This is a genomic window from Vreelandella sulfidaeris Esulfide1, assembly GCF_054072535.1.
This window is the reverse complement of record NZ_CM133364.1, coordinates 2,611,214-2,632,921: the sequence shown is the minus strand read 5'-3', so window position 1 is coordinate 2,632,921 and position 21,708 is coordinate 2,611,214. Positions and strand designations below refer to the sequence as shown.

General features: G+C 53.6%; 21 protein-coding genes and 4 tRNA genes. 13 read left to right on the top strand and 12 right to left on the bottom strand.

Annotated elements, in window-relative coordinates; translation table 11 throughout:
• The first annotated feature begins 38 nt into the window (after positions 1–38).
• From acnD to ACW44H_RS12340, 3 genes are read left to right on the top strand one after another with little or no spacing between them, the layout of a single operon-like run.
• Positions 39–2,648 carry a Fe/S-dependent 2-methylisocitrate dehydratase AcnD gene (gene acnD, locus ACW44H_RS12350; RefSeq protein WP_457504767.1) on the top strand — a complete coding sequence of 870 codons (2,610 nt, stop codon included), beginning with the start codon at positions 39–41 and terminating at the stop codon, positions 2,646–2,648.
• Positions 2,649–2,677: 29 nt separating this feature from the next.
• On the top strand, positions 2,678–3,886 hold the full coding sequence (gene prpF, locus ACW44H_RS12345; protein WP_457504765.1) for a 2-methylaconitate cis-trans isomerase PrpF: 1,209 nt from the start codon (positions 2,678–2,680) through the stop codon (positions 3,884–3,886).
• Positions 3,887–3,938: 52 nt separating this feature from the next.
• Positions 3,939–5,435: a bifunctional 2-methylcitrate dehydratase/aconitate hydratase gene (locus ACW44H_RS12340; RefSeq protein WP_457504763.1), complete on the top strand. Its 1,497-nt coding sequence runs from the start codon at positions 3,939–3,941 to the stop codon at positions 5,433–5,435.
• Positions 5,436–5,519: 84 nt separating this feature from the next.
• Here the strand turns inward: ACW44H_RS12340 and ACW44H_RS12335 are convergent, their stop codons facing one another.
• Positions 5,520–5,804: a ComEA family DNA-binding protein gene (locus tag ACW44H_RS12335; protein ID WP_457504761.1), complete on the bottom strand. Its 285-nt coding sequence runs from the start codon at positions 5,802–5,804 to the stop codon at positions 5,520–5,522.
• A gap of 269 nt (positions 5,805–6,073) precedes the next feature.
• Here ACW44H_RS12335 and pyrF point away from each other — a divergent pair, with 269 nt between their 5' ends.
• Positions 6,074–6,775 (top strand): orotidine-5'-phosphate decarboxylase, encoded by a 702-nt coding sequence (gene pyrF / locus ACW44H_RS12330; RefSeq protein WP_113270901.1) that lies wholly within the window; start codon positions 6,074–6,076, stop codon positions 6,773–6,775.
• 30 nt (positions 6,776–6,805) lie between these two features.
• On the opposite strand, the gene lapB is transcribed toward pyrF, so the two are convergent.
• The 3 genes from lapB to ACW44H_RS12315 all read right to left on the bottom strand — a co-directional run bounded on the left by lapB (position 6,806) and on the right by ACW44H_RS12315 (position 8,711).
• Positions 6,806–8,011 carry a lipopolysaccharide assembly protein LapB gene (lapB, locus tag ACW44H_RS12325; RefSeq protein ID WP_457504758.1) on the bottom strand — a complete coding sequence of 402 codons (1,206 nt, stop codon included), beginning with the start codon at positions 8,009–8,011 and terminating at the stop codon, positions 6,806–6,808.
• Entirely contained in the window at positions 8,012–8,317 is a 306-nt protein-coding gene (locus tag ACW44H_RS12320; protein ID WP_113270903.1) for a LapA family protein, read from the bottom strand.
• Positions 8,318–8,414: 97 nt separating this feature from the next.
• Positions 8,415–8,711 (bottom strand): integration host factor subunit beta, encoded by a 297-nt coding sequence (locus ACW44H_RS12315; RefSeq protein ID WP_007113226.1) that lies wholly within the window; start codon positions 8,709–8,711, stop codon positions 8,415–8,417.
• A gap of 206 nt (positions 8,712–8,917) precedes the next feature.
• On the opposite strand from ACW44H_RS12315, the gene ACW44H_RS12310 reads away from it, so the two are divergent.
• Both ACW44H_RS12310 and ACW44H_RS12305 read left to right on the top strand, forming a co-directional pair.
• Positions 8,918–9,211, top strand: a complete 294-nt coding sequence (locus ACW44H_RS12310) for an FAD assembly factor SdhE (protein ID WP_113270941.1) — start codon at positions 8,918–8,920, stop codon at positions 9,209–9,211.
• On the top strand, positions 9,171–9,629 hold the full coding sequence (locus tag ACW44H_RS12305; RefSeq protein WP_457504755.1) for a hypothetical protein: 459 nt from the start codon (positions 9,171–9,173) through the stop codon (positions 9,627–9,629). Before ACW44H_RS12310 ends, ACW44H_RS12305 begins: the two co-directional genes overlap by 41 nt.
• Here ACW44H_RS12305 and nadB read toward each other — a convergent pair.
• The 7 genes from nadB to uvrY all read right to left on the bottom strand — a co-directional run bounded on the left by nadB (position 9,606) and on the right by uvrY (position 15,096).
• Entirely contained in the window at positions 9,606–11,195 is a 1,590-nt protein-coding gene (nadB, locus tag ACW44H_RS12300; RefSeq protein ID WP_457504753.1) for an L-aspartate oxidase, read from the bottom strand. The two genes, ACW44H_RS12305 and nadB, sit on opposite strands and share 24 nt — an antisense overlap.
• A gap of 293 nt (positions 11,196–11,488) precedes the next feature.
• A tRNA-Leu gene (locus tag ACW44H_RS12295) sits at positions 11,489–11,575 on the bottom strand.
• 51 nt (positions 11,576–11,626) lie between these two features.
• Positions 11,627–11,700: transfer RNA gene (locus ACW44H_RS12290), tRNA-Cys, on the bottom strand.
• A gap of 85 nt (positions 11,701–11,785) precedes the next feature.
• Positions 11,786–11,860 (bottom strand) — tRNA-Gly (locus ACW44H_RS12285).
• Positions 11,861–11,944: 84 nt separating this feature from the next.
• Complete coding sequence (gene pgsA, locus ACW44H_RS12280) at positions 11,945–12,493, bottom strand: CDP-diacylglycerol--glycerol-3-phosphate 3-phosphatidyltransferase (RefSeq protein WP_113270906.1); 549 nt, start codon at positions 12,491–12,493, stop codon at positions 11,945–11,947.
• Between the two features lie 96 nt (positions 12,494–12,589).
• A complete protein-coding gene (uvrC, locus tag ACW44H_RS12275; RefSeq protein ID WP_457504751.1) occupies positions 12,590–14,404 on the bottom strand; it encodes an excinuclease ABC subunit UvrC in 1,815 nt (604 codons plus the stop codon).
• 47 nt (positions 14,405–14,451) lie between these two features.
• Entirely contained in the window at positions 14,452–15,096 is a 645-nt protein-coding gene (gene uvrY, locus ACW44H_RS12270) for a UvrY/SirA/GacA family response regulator transcription factor (RefSeq protein ID WP_113270908.1), read from the bottom strand.
• A gap of 231 nt (positions 15,097–15,327) precedes the next feature.
• Between uvrY and ACW44H_RS12265 the strand changes: the two genes are divergently transcribed.
• Positions 15,328–15,403: transfer RNA gene (locus tag ACW44H_RS12265), tRNA-Ala, on the top strand.
• A gap of 201 nt (positions 15,404–15,604) precedes the next feature.
• Here ACW44H_RS12265 and argF read toward each other — a convergent pair.
• Positions 15,605–16,525, bottom strand: a complete 921-nt coding sequence (gene argF, locus ACW44H_RS12260; RefSeq protein WP_457504749.1) for an ornithine carbamoyltransferase — start codon at positions 16,523–16,525, stop codon at positions 15,605–15,607.
• Between the two features lie 167 nt (positions 16,526–16,692).
• Here argF and grxD point away from each other — a divergent pair, with 167 nt between their 5' ends.
• From grxD to ACW44H_RS12230, 6 genes are all read left to right on the top strand, one after another.
• On the top strand, positions 16,693–17,043 hold the full coding sequence (gene grxD / locus ACW44H_RS12255; RefSeq protein ID WP_113270910.1) for a Grx4 family monothiol glutaredoxin: 351 nt from the start codon (positions 16,693–16,695) through the stop codon (positions 17,041–17,043).
• Positions 17,044–17,197: 154 nt separating this feature from the next.
• Positions 17,198–19,216 (top strand): DNA polymerase III subunit gamma/tau, encoded by a 2,019-nt coding sequence (gene dnaX / locus ACW44H_RS12250; RefSeq protein ID WP_457504747.1) that lies wholly within the window; start codon positions 17,198–17,200, stop codon positions 19,214–19,216.
• Positions 19,217–19,276: 60 nt separating this feature from the next.
• Entirely contained in the window at positions 19,277–19,603 is a 327-nt protein-coding gene (locus ACW44H_RS12245) for a YbaB/EbfC family nucleoid-associated protein (protein ID WP_113270912.1), read from the top strand.
• Positions 19,604–19,606: 3 nt separating this feature from the next.
• On the top strand, positions 19,607–20,212 hold the full coding sequence (gene recR, locus ACW44H_RS12240; RefSeq protein ID WP_113270913.1) for a recombination mediator RecR: 606 nt from the start codon (positions 19,607–19,609) through the stop codon (positions 20,210–20,212).
• A gap of 46 nt (positions 20,213–20,258) precedes the next feature.
• The gene (rnd, locus tag ACW44H_RS12235; protein WP_457504745.1) at positions 20,259–21,395 is read left to right on the top strand and encodes a ribonuclease D; all 1,137 of its coding nucleotides are present in this window, start codon (positions 20,259–20,261) and stop codon (positions 21,393–21,395) included.
• Positions 21,392–21,706, top strand: coding sequence for a YcgL domain-containing protein (locus ACW44H_RS12230; protein WP_113270915.1), 315 nt, complete (start codon positions 21,392–21,394; stop codon positions 21,704–21,706). Before rnd ends, ACW44H_RS12230 begins: the two co-directional genes overlap by 4 nt.
• Positions 21,707–21,708 lie beyond the last annotated feature (2 nt).

Below are 21,708 nucleotides of genomic sequence, written 5' to 3'. Positions count from 1 at the left end.
GCTTTTTTCCGCTCCTCCTTCTTGTGAGTCTGCCTGCTATGAATACCCAATACCGTAAACCGCTGCCTGGCACAGCGCTTGAGTTTTTTGATGCGCGCGAGGCGGTGGAAGATATCCAGCCCGGTGCCTATGCGCAGCTGCCCTATACTTCTCGTGTGCTGGCGGAACAGCTTGTGCGCCGCTGCGATCCCGAGCTTCTCACCGATGCGCTAAAACAGCTGATCGAGCGCAAGAGCGACCTTGACTTCCCTTGGTACCCGGCGCGCGTCGTCTGTCACGATATCCTCGGCCAGACCGCGCTGGTCGACCTGGCTGGTTTGCGCGACGCCATCGCCGAAAAGGGCGGTGACCCCGCCAAGGTCAACCCGGTGGTGCCGACCCAGCTGATTGTCGATCACTCACTGGCGGTGGAACATGCAGGCTCCGAAGAGGGCGCCTTCGAGAAAAATCGTGCCATTGAAGACCGCCGCAACGATGACCGTTTCCACTTTATCAACTGGACCAAGACGGCATTCGAGAACGTCGATGTGATTCCGCCCGGCAACGGCATTATGCACCAGATCAATCTGGAGAAGATGTCGCCAGTGGTACAGAACCGCGACGGTATTGCCTACCCGGATACCTGTGTGGGCACCGATAGCCATACACCTATGGTGGATGCCCTCGGCGTGATTTCCGTAGGTGTCGGTGGTCTCGAGGCCGAAAGTGTAATGTTGGGACGCGCCTCCATGATGCGCCTGCCGGATATCGTCGGCGTGGAGCTGACCGGTAAGCTGCAGCCGGGGATTACCGGCACCGACATGGTGCTGGCGATTACCGAGTTCCTGCGCAAAGAGCGGGTAGTGGGTGCTTACCTTGAGTTTTTTGGCGAAGGAGCCAATGCACTGACCGTCGGTGATCGTGCCACTATCTCCAACATGACGCCCGAGTACGGCGCGACCGCAGCGATGTTCTACATCGATGGCCAAACTATCGACTACTTGAAGCTTACCGGCCGTGAAGATGAGCAGGTCGCGCTGGTGGAAACCTATGCCAAACACACCGGCCTGTGGGCGGACAGTTTGACCGAGGTTGAGTACGAACGTGTGCTGACCTTTGACCTCTCATCGGTACACCGCACCTTGGCCGGGCCCTCGAACCCCCACGCCCATCTGCCTACTTCAGAGCTTGCTCAGCGCGGCATTGCAGTGGGCCTCGAAGCAGCACGCGAAGAAGAGAAAGCGGGCAAGATGCCTGACGGTGCCGTCATTATTGCCGCTATTACAAGTTGTACCAACACGTCCAACCCGCGCAATATGGTCGCCGCCGGACTGATTGCACGTAATGCCAACCGGCTAGGTTTGCTGCGTAAACCCTGGGTGAAGTCGTCGCTGGCGCCCGGCTCGAAAACCGTCAAGATGTACCTGGAAGAAGCCGGATTGATGAGCGAGCTTGAAAACCTTGGCTTCGGAGTCGTGGCTTACGCCTGCACCACCTGTAACGGCATGTCCGGGGCGCTGGATCCCAAAATTCAGCAGGAGATTATCGAGCGCGATCTCTACGCAACCGCCGTACTTTCCGGTAATCGTAACTTCGATGGGCGGATTCATCCTCATGCTCAGCAGGCCTTTTTGGCCTCACCGCCGCTAGTAGTCGCTTACGCGATTGCAGGCACGATTCGTTTTGATATCGAAAAGGACGCCCTGGGTGTGGATCAGGCAGGCAACCCCGTTACCTTAAAGGATATCTGGCCAGCCGATGAAGAGATCGATGCGATTGTGAAAGCATCGGTAAAGCCGGAGCAGTTCCGGCAGACCTATATTCCTATGTTTGACTTGGACAAAAGCGCCCGTGCCCAAGTGAGCCCACTGTATGACTGGCGGCCTCAGAGCACCTATATTCGTCGCCCGCCCTATTGGGAAGGCAATATGGCCAAAGAACGTACCCTGAAAGGTATGCGCCCGCTAGCGATTCTACCGGATAATATCACCACCGATCACCTCTCGCCCTCCAACGCTATTCAGCTTAATAGCGCATCAGGTGAGTATCTGGCCAAAATGGGGGTGCCGGAGGAAGACTTTAATTCCTACGCGACCCACCGTGGCGATCACCTTACCGCTCAGCGCGCCACGTTTGCCAACCCCAAGTTATTTAATGAGATGGTGCGTGATGCCGATGGCAGCGTAAAACAGGGTTCGTTGGCGCGAATAGAGCCCGAAGGTGAAGTTACCCGCATGTGGGAGGCTATCGAAACCTACATGGCTCGTAAGCAGCCGCTGATCATTATCGCGGGCGCAGATTATGGCCAGGGTTCCTCGCGGGACTGGGCGGCCAAAGGCGTGGCGCTGGCGGGCGTGGAAGCGATTGCCGCGGAGGGCTTTGAGCGTATTCACCGCACTAACCTGATTGGTATGGGTGTGATGCCGCTGGAGTTCGAACCCGGCACCACTCGCCTAACATTAGGCTTGGATGGCACCGAAATGTTTGATGTGGAAGGTGCTGTTTCGCCAGGTGCGATGCTCACGCTCGTGGTTCATCGGCATAATGGTGAAAGTGAGCGTGTCGTGGTGAAGTGCCGTCTGGATACCGCTGAGGAGGTGTCGATTTACACTGCGGGTGGCGTACTGCAGCGCTTTGCCCAGGACTTCCTTGAATCCACGGCGGCTTAATAGATGTTGCCTCTCGGAGTGAAAAACAGATGACCGATATAACGCAAACCAGCAACGTGCCGCAAATAAAAATCCCCGCGACCTATATGCGCGGCGGCACCAGCAAGGGCGTTTTCTTTAAACTCAGCGATTTACCCGAAGCGGCCCAGCAGCCCGGTTCCGCTCGGGATAAGCTATTGCTACGAGTCATTGGTAGCCCCGACCCCTACGAAAAACAAATAGATGGTATGGGGGCGGCAACTTCGAGCACCAGTAAGACGGTTATTTTGTCTAAGAGTGAGTCGCCGGAGCATGATGTGGATTACCTGTTCGGTCAGGTATCCATCGACAAACCCTTTATAGATTGGAGCGGCAATTGCGGCAACCTGTCGGCGGCGGTAGGCCCCTTTGCGATTGCCAACGGCCTGGTTGATCCAGCACGCCTGCCACAAAACGGGGTCGTCGAGGTAAGAATTTGGCAGGTGAATATTCAGAAAACTATCGTAGCTAAAGTGCCTGTTGTAAATGGAGAGGTGCAGGAAACCGGTGATTTCGAACTCGATGGCGTGACCTTTCCCGCGGCTGAGATTCCGGTAGCCTTTATGGACCCCGCAGACGGGGAGGGGGCGATTTTTCCCACCGGTAACTTAGTGGACGACTTGGAAGTGCCGGGGATGGGGCCGCTGAAAGCCACCCTGATCAATGCCGGTATTCCAACAGTGTTTATTAACGCTGCTGATCTTGGCTATACCGGCACCGAACTCCAGGACGCGATCAATAGCGATAGTAAAGCGCTGGCGATGTTTGAAACCATTCGTGCACACGGCGCTGTGCGTATGGGATTGATCAGCGATATCAGCGAAGCCGCCAACCGCCAGCATACACCGAAAGTGGCTATTGTCGGACCACCGGCGGATTACGTTTCATCAAGCGGTAAAGTCGTGAGCGCCGACGATATTGACCTGCTGGTCCGGGCGCTTTCCATGGGTAAACTGCACCACGCCATGATGGGCACGGCCGCCGTTGCGATTGCAGCTGCCGCCGCGATCGAAGGTACGTTGGTGAACTTGGCGGCGAACGGTGGTAAATCGGGTGTTAAGCGTAATGCGGTCACCTTTGGACACCCTTCTGGTAGCCTGCGTGTAGGCGCTGAAGCGAATCAGGTGGAAGGACGTTGGCATATCGAACAGGCAGTGATGAGTCGCAGTGCGCGGGTGTTGATGGAAGGAACGGTAAGGATTCCCGGCGACAGCTTTTAGAAAGCGCGCCTTAGACCATACTGAGTAAGTGATTCAGCCGAAGGAGAGCACTATGCCCACCACACCGTCCGCCACGTCCGAAGCCAATGTGCGCCCGGATTACGATCCCGAGCTGCAGGCCATTGCCGATTACGTTTTAAATTATCAGGTTGAATCCTCAGAGGCGTTGGAAACCGCGCGCTACTGCTTGATGGATACACTCGGCTGCGGGCTGTTAGCGCTGCGCTTCCCTGAGTGTACCAAGCACCTGGGACCAATAGTGGAAGGCACGGTGGTGCCGTTTGGCTCACGAGTGCCGGGCACCTCGCTGTGTCTTGATCCGGTCAAAGCGGCATGGGATATCGGCTGTATCATTCGCTGGTTGGACTATAACGATACGTGGCTTGCCGCTGAGTGGGGCCACCCTTCGGATAATCTTGGCGCTATACTCGCTGTGGCCGACCACCTTTCCCAACGGCGAGTTGCCCAAGGCGAGGCGCCGCTGGTAATGCGCGATGTGCTTAATGCCATGATCATGGCCCATGAGATACAGGGCGTGCTTGCACTGGAAAATAGTTTTAACCGCGTTGGGCTCGATCATGTGGTATTAGTAAAAGTGGCGTCTACTGCGGTCGCCGCAAAGCTGATGGGCGCTGACCGTGAGCAGTTGTTGTCGGCGCTCTCCCATGCGTGGGTTGATGGCCAGAGCCTACGGACGTACCGCCACGCGCCCAACGCTGGTTCGCGTAAAAGTTGGGCCGCGGGTGATGCCACCTCTCGAGGCGTTCGCTTGGCGGATATCGCCTTGCGTGGAGAAATGGGCATTCCCAGTGCACTGTCAGCGCCCCAATGGGGCTTTTACGATGTGCTGTTTAGCCACGCCAATAAAGATTTGAGTCTGAAGCCGGAACCTGACCGCCGTCTACGTTTTCAACGCGAGTTCGGTAGTTATGTGATGGAGAATATCCTGTTCAAAATCTCATTCCCGGCAGAGTTCCATGCCCAAACGGCTTGTGAGGCCGCTGTGGCGCTTCACCCGCAGGTTAAAGATCGCTTGGCCGAGATCGATAAAGTCGTACTGACTACCCACGATTCGGCTATTCGGATTATTTCCAAAACTGGTGCATTGGCTAACCCGGCGGACCGCGATCATTGTTTGCAATATATGACCGCGGTCCCCCTTATTTTTGGCACACTCACCGCTGACCATTATGAAGACAGCTTTCATGCCGCCCATCCGATGATCGATGTGCTGCGTAACAAAATGGTGGTTGAGGAGGATGCCCAGTATTCGGCGGCTTATCACGACCCCGGAATGCGTTCTATCGCTAATGCAGTACAGGTCTTTTTCAATGATGGCAGCGCAACTGATAAAGTCGTCGTAGAGTATCCTGTTGGTCACCAGCGTCGGCGGGAGGAGGGTATGCCGTTGTTGGTAGCTAAATTTGAGCAACACTTAGCGACACGTTTTCCAGCAAGCCGATGCAAGAAAATTGCTGAGGTATGCAATGAACAAGCGGCTCTTGAAGCCATGCCCGTGCACACTTTTATGAACCTGTGGGTCATTTAAGGGCTTGTATTAAAAAATTGTATTTATAATTGCCCGGTATGCTTTAGCGCTACCGGGCTGTGGTAGTGATCAACTGGCTAGTATTTACTCTTCAAACGCTACTTGGTCGCGCATGCGGTCAACGGTTGCTGGTCCAATGCCGCTAACGCGGGCAAGGTCATCAGCGCTTTCGAAGGCACCATTCGTTTCGCGCTCTTCAATGATCGCATCGGCTCGGCTTGGCCCAATACCAGGCAATTCGGCCAGCAGTTCAGCATCAGCGGTATTAACGTTAATGGGGGCTACGTCTTGGGCCAGCACGCCACTGGAGAACCCTAAGCTCATAGAGAACAGTAATGCGGCAAAGATTCTTTTAAGTGTCATAGTCATCCTCGAGATCCTTTTAATAACGATAGGTTGCATTTATTGCGTGAGCGAAGTTTAAAAGCGGTGATTACTTGTACTTGACTTACCAATTAGCTAGATAAACGCCACTACACTACTAACTTAGCGTTATAGCGTGGACGTTTATGTCAGTGATATATGACAGTCGTTGTAAGTTTTTAGCTAGAGACGTATGGCAAATGGCTTACATCACGAGGGCGCGAGGAGAGTAGGGAGCCTGATATAATGGCTGAAAACATATTTGGAGCGATATTGTGGCCACTGATTCCCCGATAATTATTGCGCTTGATTACCCGTCATTAGACGCAGCGCTCTGTATGGCCGATCAGTTAGACCCTGCTCGCTGCCGGGTTAAAGTCGGTAAAGAGCTATTCACTCGCAGCGGCCCTGCCGTGCTTGAGGCGTTGCATGGGCGTGGGTTTGAGGTGTTTTTAGATCTTAAATTTCACGACATCCCCAATACCGTTGCGAGTGCAGTGCAGGCGGCAGCGGAGCAGGGCGTCTGGATGGTCAATGTCCATGCCAGCGGTGGCAGGCGGATGATGGAAGCCGCCATACAGCGCCTGGAACAACGTGGCTTAACTACCCATTTAATCGCCGTCACTGTATTAACCAGTATGCAGGCTGATGACTTGGCCGATATTGGTATCAATGTCTCATTGGCTGAGCACGTGGAGCGCTTGGCGTTGCTGGCAAAACAGAGTGGCTTACACGGTGTGGTCTGTTCCGCCCAAGAGGCTTCGCAGCTTCATGTGTCGTGCGGTGAACCGTTCTTGAAGGTAACACCTGGTATTCGGCCAAGCTTTGCAGCTGCGAATGACCAACAGCGAATTATGACTCCTAGCAAAGCCATTGAAGCGGGTAGTAGCCACTTAGTGATCGGGCGACCCGTTACTCAGGCCGCAGACCCTATGGAGGCGCTGGAGGCGATTGAGTCGGAGTTAGGGCGTCGATAGTTGGTGTTGATTGATACACTGAGATGGTGACTATTCTCCCTCGACACCAATAACCGGCTTAATTGTTCCCCAAAAGCGACAGCTGGGGCATTGCCACTGTAGGGAATCGCTGGCGAAGCCACAGCGTTGGCAGCGGTGGCGCGTACGGTTAAGAAGGAGTGCATCGGTATGATGCTTTAGTAATAGTAGACGCGTATCCGGAGAGGTTTTTCCGCTAAGCCGCTGGCTTTCAATATACAGGTCAATCAAATAATCCAGCCCGCCTAGGCTCGGTACTGCGCGCAGGCGTTCGCCGATCAATTCAATGGCTTTGTCAACGCCGTCACGCTGATGAACGAGCTGCCCTAGCGCAATAATGATACTGGTGTAAGGGGTTTGTTCAAGCAGGTGGTAGAGGTGGGCTTCGTAGCCTGCTTCATCATTATTACGCAAATAGGCGTGCTTGAGAGCAGGTAGCATGGTGGGAGTGTGGGCTGTGTCCTGGTGCGGAATGCTGTCTAATCGCTCAATAGCGCGGGTATAATGCCCGTTGTCCATCTCTAGCTCAGCTAATAATAAGCTGGCACGAACGCATTTCTCATCCAACTGCAGGGCTTTTTTGAGATGCTTTTTCGCCAGCGGTCGGCTGGCTTCACTAATTTCCTCCAATGCCAGCTCGCATAGCCAGTGCGCCGCAGGGCGACGCATCTTCGGATGCTGTTTAAGCAAGGGTTGAGCAACATCGATTGCTTGCTGCCATGACTTTTCACGCTCTAATAAGTCGACTAGCAGCTGTTTGGCGGCGTAGCGGTGGTCATCATTGCCGCTATGTTCCAACAGAGTATTGAGCATGCGCTGCGCACGATCATGAACACCCAGCGCCATAAAATCCCGAGCAAGTTCCAGCTGGATCTGTTCGTTGGTGTGCTGTGAAAGGGCAGGGCGAGCCAATAGATTTTGGTGAATGCTAACCGCTCTGTCGGCCTCGCCACGGGCACGAAATAGTTTGCCCAAGGCGATGTGAGTATCCACCGTCTCGCTGTTAACGGCGAGCACACTGATGAACATATTGATTGCTTCGTCGGGTTGCTCGTTAAGCAAATAGTTAAGCCCGACGAAGTAATCACGCGATAGTGCCTGTGAGGGCTGAGCTGGCAGTTGAGAACGATGTCGGCGACGCCCAGCTTGGCGGTAACCTAACCCGTAACCGATGGCAATGGCGGCCACCAATACGCTTAGCAGCGCGACATCCAGCATTTATGCCAGTTCCTTGAACCCCTGGGTACGTAGGCTATCGAGCTCTTTACGTTGCTGCTTATTCTGTCGTTGACTACGGGCCAGGGTTGCTTTTAATCGGACGTAGACGCCTAACATTGCGAGCATGCCCAGCACGACACCAAATACTAATGTCGCGAGCAGCCAGACCGAGAGCGATATAGCGGGTAGCTCTAGCCAAATAAGGTTCAAGGCAATCGTTTGCTGATTATTAACGGCAAACAGAATACCTACGAGTACTACTATCAGCAAAATGACGGCCAGAATCAGCCCTTTGATCCAACGCATTTGAATTTCCTAGTCTGTGACGTTCACGGTAACGCTATTGTGTACGACTCAAGCGGCGACGTCATCCCGCTGAAGGTCGGATAACCCATAGCCGCGTTTAGTAACCGAGTGCTCGACTAGCATCTACCTGTTCGCGTAGCTCTTTGCCAGGCTTAAAATGCGGCACATATTTGCCTTCAAGATCAACCGCATCACCTGTTTTTGGGTTACGCCCTACGCGCGGTTCCCGATAGTGCAAAGAAAAACTGCCGAAGCCACGGATCTCAACGCGTCCACCGCTGGAGAGAGAATCCGTCATATCGTCCAGAATAATACGCACTGCCGTTTCAACGTCTTTGGCGGATAATTCCGGCTGACGCATCGCAATTTGTTCGATTAATTCAGATTTAGTCATCGGTTAGCTCCCTGCGAACATTGAAGGCCGTGACGCACTCTCGACCTCATTAATATTCAATTCAGCATACTGCTCAATTGAATATAAAACAATTCAGATAAAACAAGGTTCTAGACTCATTAACAGCATAGGCGAAGGAGGGCGCTGGCGCGACCCCACAGCTTAGGTATACTGGCTCCTCATTTATTTGATTGGAGCGGATGACGTTGAACGACGACAATTCCCCTGCTGCCATTTTGCGCAAACGGCTTTATTGGCACTCTCGGCGTGGTATGTGGGAGCTTGATCTGCTGCTTATCCCTTTTCTTGAACAGCGTTTTGACCACCTTTGTGAAGCGGACCAGCTTGCCTATCAGCAGCTCATTGAAGGTGAGGATCAGGACCTTTTTGTGTGGCTAATGCATCGCGAGTGGCCTGAAGAACCCAGCCAGCGGCGTATCGTACAAATGATCGTTGAGCATGCTGAAACCACCGATAATTCTGCCTATCGTACCCTCTAGGCTGTGGCAGCTTACGCAATGCTGTCTGTTTATGGTCATTGCGATGCTGGGCTACTGGGTGGGAGGTAAGCTAGCCGCTTTGGCACTGATAGTGCTAGGCGTTGCTCTTGGTTGGCGCGCCTATCTATATCAACCGGAAGGACTGCTTTCACTAACATCGACAGCGTCGGTATTTCATGGCCGCTGGCTGCTGACACGTAATCGGAAGTCGGTAGGGAGTGGACCGATGCTCAGTGAGGAAGTGGGCGAAAAGCTAAATGAAGAGCTGGGTGAAGAGCATCAGGTGCGCTGTGACTATTTAGGGCCCTGGTTAATAGGGCTTTATATCGGGAAGCAGCGGGTTTGGCTGTGGCCCGATAGCGCACCTTCTGAAAGCCTGCGTGAGGTGAGGCAGTTATTCCACCGGCCAGGCCGCTAAATCTTTCATGGTAAGCGAAGAGGCGACGGCCAGCGACTGCTGTTGGGACCAGTCGGTGGTGAAGTGCAGTCCTCTTGACTCATGTCGCTGCTGTGCCGCCAGCACCGTTAAAAGTGCTAATTGAAGCGCTTGCTGTAAGCGTTTGCCTTCGGGGTCTGCTAGCGCTCCTTCCATCTCTTCCAAGCGGGTTAGCAGTGCCTTCAAATGTTTCAAGGCGGTGCTTAGCCCGGCAGTACTGCGCACAATAGAAACCTGCTGGCTCATGATAGCCCGCATGCGATGACGCATATCGTTGAACACTGTTTTGGGTAAGGCAATGGCTGCGGCTTGTGCCGGAGGCTCAAATTCGACACTTGGAGAGGCGTCGCCTTGTTCCTTCAATGCGTTAGCACAGCTGTGCGCAAATACTAAGCACTCTAGTAATGAGTTACTGGCCATTCGGTTGGCGCCATGCAATCCCGTGTAGGCTGTTTCACCGATGGCATATAGGTTTGTAACGTCTGTAGCGCCTTGCAGGTTAGTGGCGACACCTCCACAACTATAATGAGCCGCAGGCACCACGGGAATAGCTTGCTTCGTGATATCTATGCCTCGTGAGGCGCAGTGGGACAAAATAGTGGGAAAGTGGTGGTAAATCGCTTTTTCCCCCAAGTGGCGAATATCCAGCCACACATGGCCCCGCGTGCCCCGCTGTATTTCGGCATCAATAGCGCGAGCGACCACATCGCGGGGGGCTAGTTCTGCGCGCTTATCCAGCGCTGGCATAAAACGCTGGCCATATTCATCAAGCAAATGCCCCCCTTCACCGCGAACCGCCTCGCTAATTAAAAACGCCGGGCCTTCTGGGTCATACAGACAGGTTGGGTGAAACTGCTGAAACTCTAGGTTAACTAGCCGTGCACCAAGCGCTGCAGCCATCATCATGCCTTCGCCGCTGCTTGGCGCGGGAGTGGTGGTATGGCGGTAAAGGCCACTTGCTCCGCCGGTGGCCAAGACAGTGTAGCGTGCAGTCAGCGAGCGCCATTGTAAGTGAGCATCACAGCCATAGGCACCGCGGCAGGCACCTTGGTTATCTTGCAACAGACCTACGATTGTAAGGTCGTTGCGCTGAGTAATGTTGGGGTGTTGTGCAACGTTGTTTAATAGGGTGTCTACTACAGCGCGACCGGTGGCATCGTCGGCGTGGATGATGCGCCGAGCATTGTGGCCGCCTTCGCGGGTCAGGTGATACGGGTAGCGCGCTGCAGGGTCGGTCTCTGGCGTAAAAGGAACGCCCTTATCGATCAACCACTGTATGGCAGCGGGGCCGTGGGTAACAGTAAAGCGCACCGCCTCTGTTTCACATAGCCCATCGCCAGCAATTAACGTGTCGTTGATGTGCGTTTCTAGGTCGTCATCTGGCGAGAGGACTGCAGCAATGCCGCCTTGTGCCCATCGGCTGGCGCCGTGATCATCTTGAGCGGGACGAACCAGGGTCACTGATAGATGATCAGCAATTTCCAGAGCAAGGGTTAATCCAGCGACACCGCCGCCAATGATAAGTACATCGGATGTTGGCGTGGTCATGTGACCGCTCTCCTTCATGCTGACCGAAATCTTGCACACACTAAATATAGCTAGCGTTTGCATAGCGCTAAAATACAGAAGGCAGGCATCATAGCGTAGCGATTAATGTTTAGCGATGTTTGAGGACTAGAAAAGAACGTTGTTCGCGCGCCGGAAAAGGCTGGGCTAAATGCAGCGTGAAGAGGTAATCAAAATAGGAGCTAAATGGCTGTGGAAGTAGCCAGTGATAGAAGGAGAGGTGCAGAAAAAGTAAAGATAGGGAAAGCGAAGATAGAGAAATTAATGCTAGATAATGGTGCCCGGAGCCGGACTTGAACCGGCACGGGGTTGCCCCCGAGAGATTTTAAGTCTCTTGCGTCTACCGATTTCGCCATCCGGGCAGAACATCACAATGCTGTTTCGCTGTTTAGAACAACACAGCTGTACAAAGATGGAGGCTGGAGTCGGAATCGAACCGGCGTACACGGAGTTGCAGTCCGCTGCATAACCACTCTGCCATCCAGCCTCAAGAGTCGTTGGAGCGGGAAAGGAGATCGACCGGGCTGGCGTTCCAGCTCACGACCACTCTTGCTTTACCACGCTATCCAAGTTGGAGCGGGAAAGGAGATTCGAACTCCCGACCCTCGCCTTGGCAAGGCGATGCTCTACCACTGAGCTATTCCCGCTCGACTCGAGGGCGAATTATACGGATCGCCACCAGCTTGTCAATCAATGAATTAGCTAGAGTTCCTTATTTACTTATCAGCAGCTTACATGGAGCGGCTAAGGTGCGGCCAGGCGGCTTTCAGATATTGAAACATCGACCACAACGTTAAAATAGCGGCGGCATAGAGCACCACAATGCCTAAAAGAGCAAACTCATGGGCGGGAGGAAGTGCCAGCAAGATTAGCAGCGAAACCATTTGCAGCGTTGTTTTCAGTTTGCCTACCCATGACACGGCCACCATGCCTCGCTTGCCCATTTCGGCCATCCACTCGCGTAACGCGGAAATGACAATTTCACGGCCAATAATGACTAGGGCGGGTAGCGTTAACACTGCGCTATCAAAGCGCTCAATTAAGAGTGCCAGAGCGACGACGACCATGAGCTTGTCAGCTACCGGGTCTAAAAAAGCGCCAAAAGGCGTTGACTGATTCCAGCGTCGCGCTAAATAGCCATCCAGCCAATCGGTAATCGAGGCCAGACCAAAAAGGCCTGCCGCTACGGGCATGCTCCAGCTGAAGGGCAGATAAAACAGCACCACCAGTAGCGGAATAAAGGCGATTCTCGCCAATGTTAGTATGTTAGGTATATTCATCGCAGGGTGCGATCCTTGCCGGAAAATCAGAGGATTCGAAGTGTCTGGGGCTCATTCTATCCCCCTTGGCCGATAGCATCCATGCCAACGAGGAGTTTATCCGTTGAGTGCCCGGTAAATACTCTCGGCTAACGAGGCATTAATGCCAGGTACACGGGCGAGTTCGTCGCGGCTGGCTTTTTGCACCCCTTGCAGTCCACCAAAAAAACGCAGCAGTTCCCGCCTGCGTTTAGGGCCGATGCCCGGTATATCCTGCAGCGTTGAGGTGCGTCTCGCTTTGTCACGTTGGGCGCGGTGGCCTGCAATGGCAAAGCGGTGTGACTCATCGCGGATGTGCTGGATCAAGTGCAGGGCTGGGGATGCCGGGTCCAGATTGAGTGGGTTGTCGGCGGTTTCTAAAAACAGGCTTTCAAGCCCTGCTTTACGCGTTGTGCCTTTGGCTACACCCAACAAGATAATGTTGGTGATATCGAGCTCTTGAAACACGTCGCGGGCCATATTGAGCTGACCCTTGCCACCGTCGACAATCAGGATGTCGGGGGCGACTGCTTCCCCGCTTTTTACCCGCTTGAGGCGTCGTGTGAGAGCCTGCTGCATGGCGGCGTAATCATCGCCGGCAGCCACTCCTTCAATGCGGAAGTGGCGGTAGTCGCTTTTACGCGGGCCTTGATGATCAAACACGACGCAGGAGGCAACGGTCGCTTCGCCATGGCTGTGGCTAATGTCAAAACACTCCAAGCGCTGCGGCGTCTCTGCTAAGCCCAGTGCTTTCTGTAGCGCGGTAAAGCGCTGGGTCAGCTGTGTTTGATTGGCCAGTTGTGAGGCCAGCTGTTGTTCCGCGTTGGTAATGGCAAGTTGTTGCCACTGCGCACGGTAGCCGCGAACTTGGCTGGTTACACGAATGCGTTTTCCTGCATGCTGAGTCAGTGCTTCGGCGATAAGCTCGCTATCGTCCAGCGGGTGGCTCGTAATGACTTCATTGGGAACGTTATGCGGCTGGCCAAAATAGTATTGGCTAACGACTTCAGTGAGCAGCGTCTCAAGGGGTAGGTCCAGATCGTTTTTAGGCGTGTGATGGCGTGCCCCCAATAGCCGACCATCGCGAACGCTTAGCACTGAAACACCAAGCGCGCCAGGGCGTTGAGCGAGAGCAAAAACATCGGCATCGCCGCCGCCCGTGTCGACAAACTGACGCTGTTGAAGTTGCCGCAATTGCTGTACTTGGTCGCGCAGGCGAGCGGCTTCCTCAAAATTGAGAGCTTGGCTGGCGGCTTCCATCGCTTTCATCAATTCTTCGGTAACATGCTCGCTTTTACCTTCCAGGCACATTACGGCGTGTTCAAGGTCGCGCTGATAATCTTCAGCAGAGATATAATCGACGCAAGGGGCGCTACAGCGCTGAATTTGATACTGCAAACAGGGACGTGAACGGTGGGCAAAGACACTATCTTCACAATTGCGGATTCGAAATATTTTTTGCATCAACGCAAGGCTTTCACGCACGGCCCCGCTGCTAGGGTAGGGGCCTAGATAGCGACCATCATCACTGCGTTGGCGGACGCGCTTATACTCGAGCGCAGGATACGAATGGCGGTCAGTAACAAAAACAAAAGGGTAAGATTTATCATCGCGGAGCAAAATGTTGTAGGGCGGACGCAGTTGTTTGATTAGCGTCTGTTCGAGCAGAAGCGCTTCGGTTTCAGTGCGCGTCACGGTGACTTGGATGTCGGCGATGCGTCCAACCATGGCCTGGGTTTTGGTGTTTAACTGGCCACGGAAATAGCTGGCCAAGCGTGCTTTTAAGCGCTTAGCTTTACCCACGTAGAGCGTATTGCTTTGTTCATCAAGCATACGATAAACCCCAGGAGAGGTGCTTACCGAGCTCAAGAACTGTTTTGAATCAAAAGTCATGTCAGCGTGTCGGTACCCGATAACAGCAGGGGGAGTTGGGGTTATAGCTAGGTAGCGTCAAACCCCTCGACCAGCCCATGACGGAGCGCTAAATGAGTCAGCTCAACGTCAGTGGCAACCTGTAGTTTATCAAAGAGTCGATAGCGGTAGGTATTTACTGTTTTAGGACTTAAATGCAGGCGATCAGAGATATCTTGTACGCGCTGGCAGTTAACAATCATGAGGGCAATCTGAAGCTCACGGTGGGAGAGGTGGCTAAAGGGATTATCTTCATTGGTAAAGTGGGAGAGCGCCAAACGTTGAGCAATTTCCTGGCTTACGTAACGGCGACCGTGGAACACTTGGCGTATGGCATCGGTCATTTCTATCGCATCCGCGCCTTTGCTTAGAAAGCCTGAGGCTCCGGCTTCCAACATGCGACGCAGCACACTGTCTTCCATATGCGCCGTTAGAATTAATACCTTAACGTCTGCCATCGTACGGTGAATGCGCCGAGTGGCTTCAAGCCCGCCGATGCCAGGCATGCGAATATCCATTAACACGATGTCGGGCTTCAAATGGCGACACTGTGTCACCGCGGTTTCGCCATCATCGACCTCGCCCACAATTTTAATGTCACACTCTTCGTTTAGCAGGTGAGCAATGCTAGTTCTTACTAGATGATGATCATCGGCGATAAGTACACTGATCAAGGGGCAGGCTCCTGCATGGAAACATCATGGGCTCAGGCGTTGGCCTTGTTCGCTACTCTATCTTTTTAATTGCATATAGATCTTGTTAATTGCATGTAGATCTTAATTAGTCGCGTATAGAGTGCCACAGCTGAAGGCAAAGGGGAATTAGTTAGGTCTGAAGGTGCAAAAACTTGACCGAGGGGAAGGTTCAACGTAGTATCCGCCTCGCTGTCAAAAAGTACAGTATGTGGGGCCTTAGCTCAGCTGGGAGAGCGCAACACTGGCAGTGTTGAGGTCAGCGGTTCGATCCCGCTAGGCTCCACCAATATGCAGCTTTACTGAATTCCGCACACTGGCAGTGTTGAGGTCAGCGGTTCGATCCCGCTAGGCTCCACCAATATGCAGCTTTACTGAATTCCGCTTCACCAAATTATAGAAAAAAGCCTCGTTGATTAAACGAGGCTTTTTTCGTATTCAAAAAGCGTAAGTTCAGCAGTTTTTTGCTGACTTGTTATTTTTCAGCAACTTACTCAGCAACCCTGCCTAGCAGTAAGAACTCAATCAATGCTTTTTGCGCATGCAGGCGATTACCTGCTTCCTGCCACACGACGGCGCGCGGGTCCTCAAGAAGCGTTTGGCTGATCTCTTCGCCGCGGTGTGCAGGCAGGCAGTGCAGAAACAGCGCATCTTGGTTCGCCTGATCCAGCATGGCTTCTGTTACTTGGAAGCCAGCGAAATCTGCTTCACGTTTAGCCTGTTCCTCTTCCTGGCCCATCGAGGCCCAGACATCGGTAGTGATCAGGTCGGCTTCTTTAACCGCGGCTTGTGGGTCATGTAATAAAGAGATGTGATCGCCTGCTGCCGCCATGATGTCGGCACGGGGCTCATAGCCTTTCGGGCAGCAGATGCGCAGGTGAAAGCCAAACTGGCGAGCGGCATTGATCCACGAGTGGCACATGTTGTTGCCATCACCAATCCATACCGCTGTGCGACCCTTTACGCTGCCACGTAGTTCGGTCCAGGTCATTATGTCAGCGAGTAGTTGGCACGGGTGGTAGTCGTCGCTGAGTGCGTTAATGACGGGGACGCTGCTGGCGCTGGCGTAGGTTTCAAGCCCGGCGTGTGAAAAGGTGCGGATCATTACCGCATCGACCATTTCAGACAGGACGCGAGCAGTGTCTTCAATTGGCTCGCCGCGGCCTAGTTGGGTATCGCGGGGAGAGAGAAATAGCGCGTGGCCGCCAAACTGTGCCATTCCCGTTTCAAATGAAACCCGCGTACGCGTTGATGATTTCTCAAAAATCATCGCCAGGGTGCGGTTGGTTAATGGTGTATAAACAGGACCTTGGGCTTTAAGATTGGTTTTAATCGTAATGGCGCGCTGGATCAAATAATCCAGCTCGTCCGGGGTCAAATCTAACAAGGTCAGGAAATGGCGTGTCGCCATAAGAGATTCTCTCCGCGCAAAAACACTATCCTAGCTATGCTGCAGGGGATGCGCAACGCGAACGGCATGCGTAGAATACCACTGACACGTTAAAGCCGAGCGCTCTATTCAGGTACTTTTTAAGTGCTAAGTGTGTGGGCTCGGCCATTGATAAGCGAGGAAATTTTATGAGCACGACTGCCGAAAACATTCAGCGCCAAATTAGCGAAAACCCGGTCCTGATTTACATGAAAGGCTCGCCCCAACTGCCGCAGTGCGGTTTTTCTGCCCAGACCGTTCAAGCGCTGATGAGCTGCGGCGAGCGCTTTGCGTTCGTTAACGTTCTCGATAATCCGGATATTCGCGCTGAATTACCCAAGATTGCCAACTGGCCGACATTCCCTCAGCTGTGGGTAGAAGGCGAGCTGGTAGGGGGCTGCGACATTGTGGTTGAAATGCATCAAAGCGGCGAACTCGAAAAGCTGGTAAAAGCGGCTGCTCAGCGCGCCGGCGCTGCGGAAGGTAGTGATAACGCCTAGTGGTTGCCAAACACTCCGCCCCAGGCGGTTGGCGGGCTGCGGTGCAGCCGCTAGAATGACGCTTGTTCACGCATTGTTTTGTTATGCATCGTGGCACTTACTTCGCGCTGCCTAAGCGTGAGGTAAGTTAGCCCGCCGAAGGAAAGACAGCTTCATGAGCTATCAGGTTCTGGCCCGCAAATGGCGACCTCGCACATTCCACGAACTCGTTGGTCAGACCCATGTTCAACGCGCCTTGGTGAATGCCCTTGATCAGGGCCGCTTGCACCATGCGTACCTATTTACAGGTACACGTGGCGTGGGTAAAACCACCTTGGCGCGTATTCTTGCCAAGTGTTTGAACTGTACGGCCAACGGGCGTGGCGATGAAGGCATTACTTCTACTCCCTGTGGGTGGTGCGACAGTTGCCAGGCGATTGATGATGGGCGCTTTGTTGATTTAATTGAGGTCGATGCGGCGTCAAGAACCAAAGTGGAAGATACCCGCGAGCTGCTGGATAACGTGCAGTACGCACCGACTCAGGGGCGTTACAAAGTGTACCTGATTGATGAGGTGCACATGCTCTCGACCAGCAGTTTCAATGCGCTGCTTAAAACGTTGGAAGAGCCACCTCCTCACGTTAAATTTTTGTTGGCCACCACCGATCCGCAAAAACTGCCGCCGACGGTGCTCTCGCGCTGCCTCCAATTTACTCTTAAGCATATGCCACCAGAACGCGTGGTGGAGCACCTAACCTATGTGCTAGGGGAGGAGGGCGTCGCGTTTGATGAGAGTGCCTTGTGGCTGTTGGGCAAGGCCGCGGAAGGCTCGATGCGCGATGCGATGAGTCTTACCGATCAAGCGATCGCATTTGGCCAGGGCGCCGTTCGCCACGCGGATGTAGCCGCCATGCTGGGCACACTGGATCATCGCCATATTCTCGCCCTGGCTGAAGCCTTGGCCGATGTGGATGTACAGCGGTTATTGGCAGAAGTGGCGCAGTTAGCAGAGCAGGGGCCGGATTTTGCCGCTGTGTTGGATGAACTCTCCAGCATGCTGCACCGCTTGGCAGTGGCACAGATGGTCCCGGACGCCGTTGATAACAGTCACGGTGACCGTGACGTTATCTTGCAACTTGCGAGCCGCTTTACCGCTGAAGATATTCAGCTCTATTACCAAATCGGTATCCAGGGGCGTGGCGACATGGTGCATGCCCCTGATCTACGCAGCGCGTTAGAGATGACGCTGCTGCGCATGCTGGCGTTCCGCCCCCAGGGTGTGCCGAAACCACCACGTACGCAGCTACCATTGCGCCGCGAGCCCTCAGAAACTGGGGCTCCTTCAGAAACTGTGGCTCCCTCAGAAGCTGTGGCTAATGAGGCGAATGCTTCCGTGCAGGTTGCTGATACGGCCTCATCACCCCCGGAACCCTTGCCAGAAGTGAAGTCAGCGCCAGAAGCTGAGGCAGAATCAAGCTCAGTCTCATCAGGGCTGGAGATTAGTAATAGCCAAGTGGCCTCACAGTCTTCCGTGCCAGTGGCTCAAGAAGCGTCGTCTTATCAAGAAGAATCGCCTGCCCAAGAGCCGCCTCCCTGGGCTGTTGAGAGTGAAATGACAACGCCTGAACGTGAGGCGGCCGAGGCTGACGTTGCCCAGCAAACTCCTGAGCTAGCAACAGCTTCTGAAGCACCAGCGTCTCCGGAACCAACGGCACCTTTAACGCCAGAACCAGCCGATACACCAGCGCCTGTTTCTGTGCCGGTAGAGACGCCTGCCGTTACGGCCACGACTGGCAAGCTGGATAATGCACAATGGCTGCAATGTTTTGATTCACTGGGCCTGGGCGGCTTAACGCGCAATTTAGCGGGCAACTGTTTAGTGGAAAGTGATGACGGTGCCCTGCTGACGCTCCGTTTAGACCCTAGTCAAGAGGCAATGCAGGCGGAAGTGCACCAGACGCGTATTGAGCGGGCATTGAAAGAACAGGGTATGCCGCGGCGGATAGCGTTCTACGTTGCCGAATTAGCGAGCCATTTGGAAACACCCAGACAACGTGAAGATCGCCTTAATCAAGAGCGTCACGCGAATGCGGTTGATCTACTCAATCACGACCCCCATGTACAGAAGTTACAGCAGGCATTTGGCGCAACATTGATAGAATCCAGTGTTAAGCCTGCCGATGAGATGCGCTAAGTTCAACTTTATATACCTATGATATCAGCTGTACCTTTTAACCACCTTGGAGATATAGCCATGTTTAAAGGCGGAATGGGCGACTTGATGAAGCAAGCCCAAGAAATGCAAGAAAAGATGCAGCGTGCCCAAGAAGAAGTAGCCAAAGCCGAAGTGCAGGGTGAAGCGGGCGCAGGTATGGTCAAAGTGACGATGAACGGTCGACACGATGTTTCAAACGTGTCTATCGATCCCAGTGTCATGGAAGAGGACAAAGAGTTACTGGAAGATTTGTTAGCGGCGGCGGTCAACGATGCTGTGCGCAAATTGGAAGTTAGCTCTAAACAAAAAATGGAAGAAGCGACGGCTGGTTTGAATTTGCCGCCCGGCTTTAAGATGCCATTCTAAGCAATGCGATTCTCTCCTCTCGTTGAGCAGTTAATGGATGCTTTTCGCGTACTGCCAGGCGTTGGGCCTAAAACGGCTCAGCGAATGGCAATGCACTTACTTGAGCGTGAACGGCCGGGTGGGCAACGCCTTGCTGCGGTCATCCAACAAGCGATTGAAGAAGTAGGCTACTGTCAACGATGTCGAACGCTCACTGAAGCCGAAGTATGCCTACTATGTGAAAGCCCACGACGCGATGATGCCTTGCTTTGTGTGGTGGAGTCGCCTGCCGATCAACTAGCGATTGAGGAGGCGGGAGGTTTTAAAGGCCGCTATTTTGTTTTGCATGGTCATCTTTCGCCGCTAGACGGTATCGGCCCCGAGTCAATTGGGCTGGATTTGCTGGAAGCGCGCGTCGCAGAAGGGTTGGTCGAAGAAGTGGTGCTGGCGACTAACCCTACGATCGAAGGGGAGGCGACGGCACACTACATTGCCTCGCAGCTAGCAGAATACGGCGTTAAACTTTCGCGGCTTGCCTATGGTGTTCCTATGGGCGGAGAGCTGGAGTATGTTGATGGCGGCACATTGAGCCGTGCGTTTAATGGTCGCCTGCCTTTTGCCAGCGAATAAGCCTATCTAAACGCAAGCGCTTAGGCGTTTGCGCCAACTTGGAAGAATGCTTTTGTCCTCTCTTACTCCCTCTTTTCAATGGCTTGATACCCCAAAGGCGCTTGATGCCGCCTGCGATCAAGTAGCCGATGCTTCTGTGATTGCTCTGGATACCGAGTTTTTTCGAGAGAACACGTTCTTTCCAGTGCCTGCGCTGATCCAATTTACCGCAGGTGAGCTGGCTTATCTGATTGATCCGGTCGCCATCGCTTGTACCGATAAATTCCGCGCTCTGCTGCAAAATAGTGCGATTAAGTTGCTTCACGCTTGCAGCGAAGACCTGGAGGTTTTTCAGCACTGGGCGGGCGTATTGCCGGTACCGCTAATTGATACCCAGGTGGTGCAAGGCTTTTTGGGTGAAAACCCGGGCATGGGGTACCAAAAACTGGTCGAATTTTGGGTCGGTGAAACCCTGCCAAAAGAGGAAACACGCTCAAACTGGCTAGTGCGCCCTCTAACACCTGCGCAGTGCCATTACGCCGCGCTGGATGTTATCTATTTATTAAAAGTTTGGACGCTACAGGCTGAAAAGCTCGCTACGTTAGGTCGTCGCGAGTGGGTGGAGGCTGAGTGCGCCAGTTTGATTGAACAGGCAGGCCGCAGCGTTGATAACGATCAACAGTGGTATACCCGCCAACGCCAACTATGGCGCTTGATGCCTCGTCAAATGGAGGCGTATCGGCTGATGACCGCATGGCGGGAAGGCGAAACACGCCGTCGTGATTTGCCGCGCAACTGGTTAATCAGTGACAAGCTGTTATTCGCAATCGCCGAAAAGATGCCCGGTAATCGCTTCGAGCTCTCAGAAGTGGAAGGCGTTAAGCCAGTGCTAATTAAAAAAGAGGGCGATGCACTGCTGGCGATGGTGAAACAAGCCCAGCACTGCGACGAAGCTACCTTGCCGTCACCCTGGCCAGACCCCATGCATCCGTCGTTCAAGTCCCGCTTTAAAGCACTCAAGAAGGCGGTGACTGCCAAAGCCAGTGACTTGGGCGTAGCGCCAGAAATGTTGATGCGTCGGCGCGATATTGAAACGCTGGTGATGCAGGATTTGGCCGGGGAGCCTTTCTCTTGGCCGACTGGTTGGCGGGGCGAGTGCTTGAATGATGCACTGGCCCAGGCCCTTGAGGAGCGATCATTATGAGCGACAAAATGATTTGCGAAGTTTTCAAAAGCTCACGCAAAGATGAAATGTATTTATACGTCGATAAGCGTCAAGGGTTAGCAAATGTCCCTGAACCACTGCTTGAAACCTTCGGCAAGCCTGTGTCGGTTTTTACCATGTTGCTGACCGCTGACAAAAAATTGTCACGGGTAAAGGCAGCGGATGTCGTGGAAGGAATTAAAGATAAAGGCTTTTATTTGCAAATGCCGCCGCCCAAGGAGGCTTATTTGCTTGATGTGCATCGGGCACACGTTGCCTCTCATTTTGATGCACGTGCAGATGAAGAGTAACG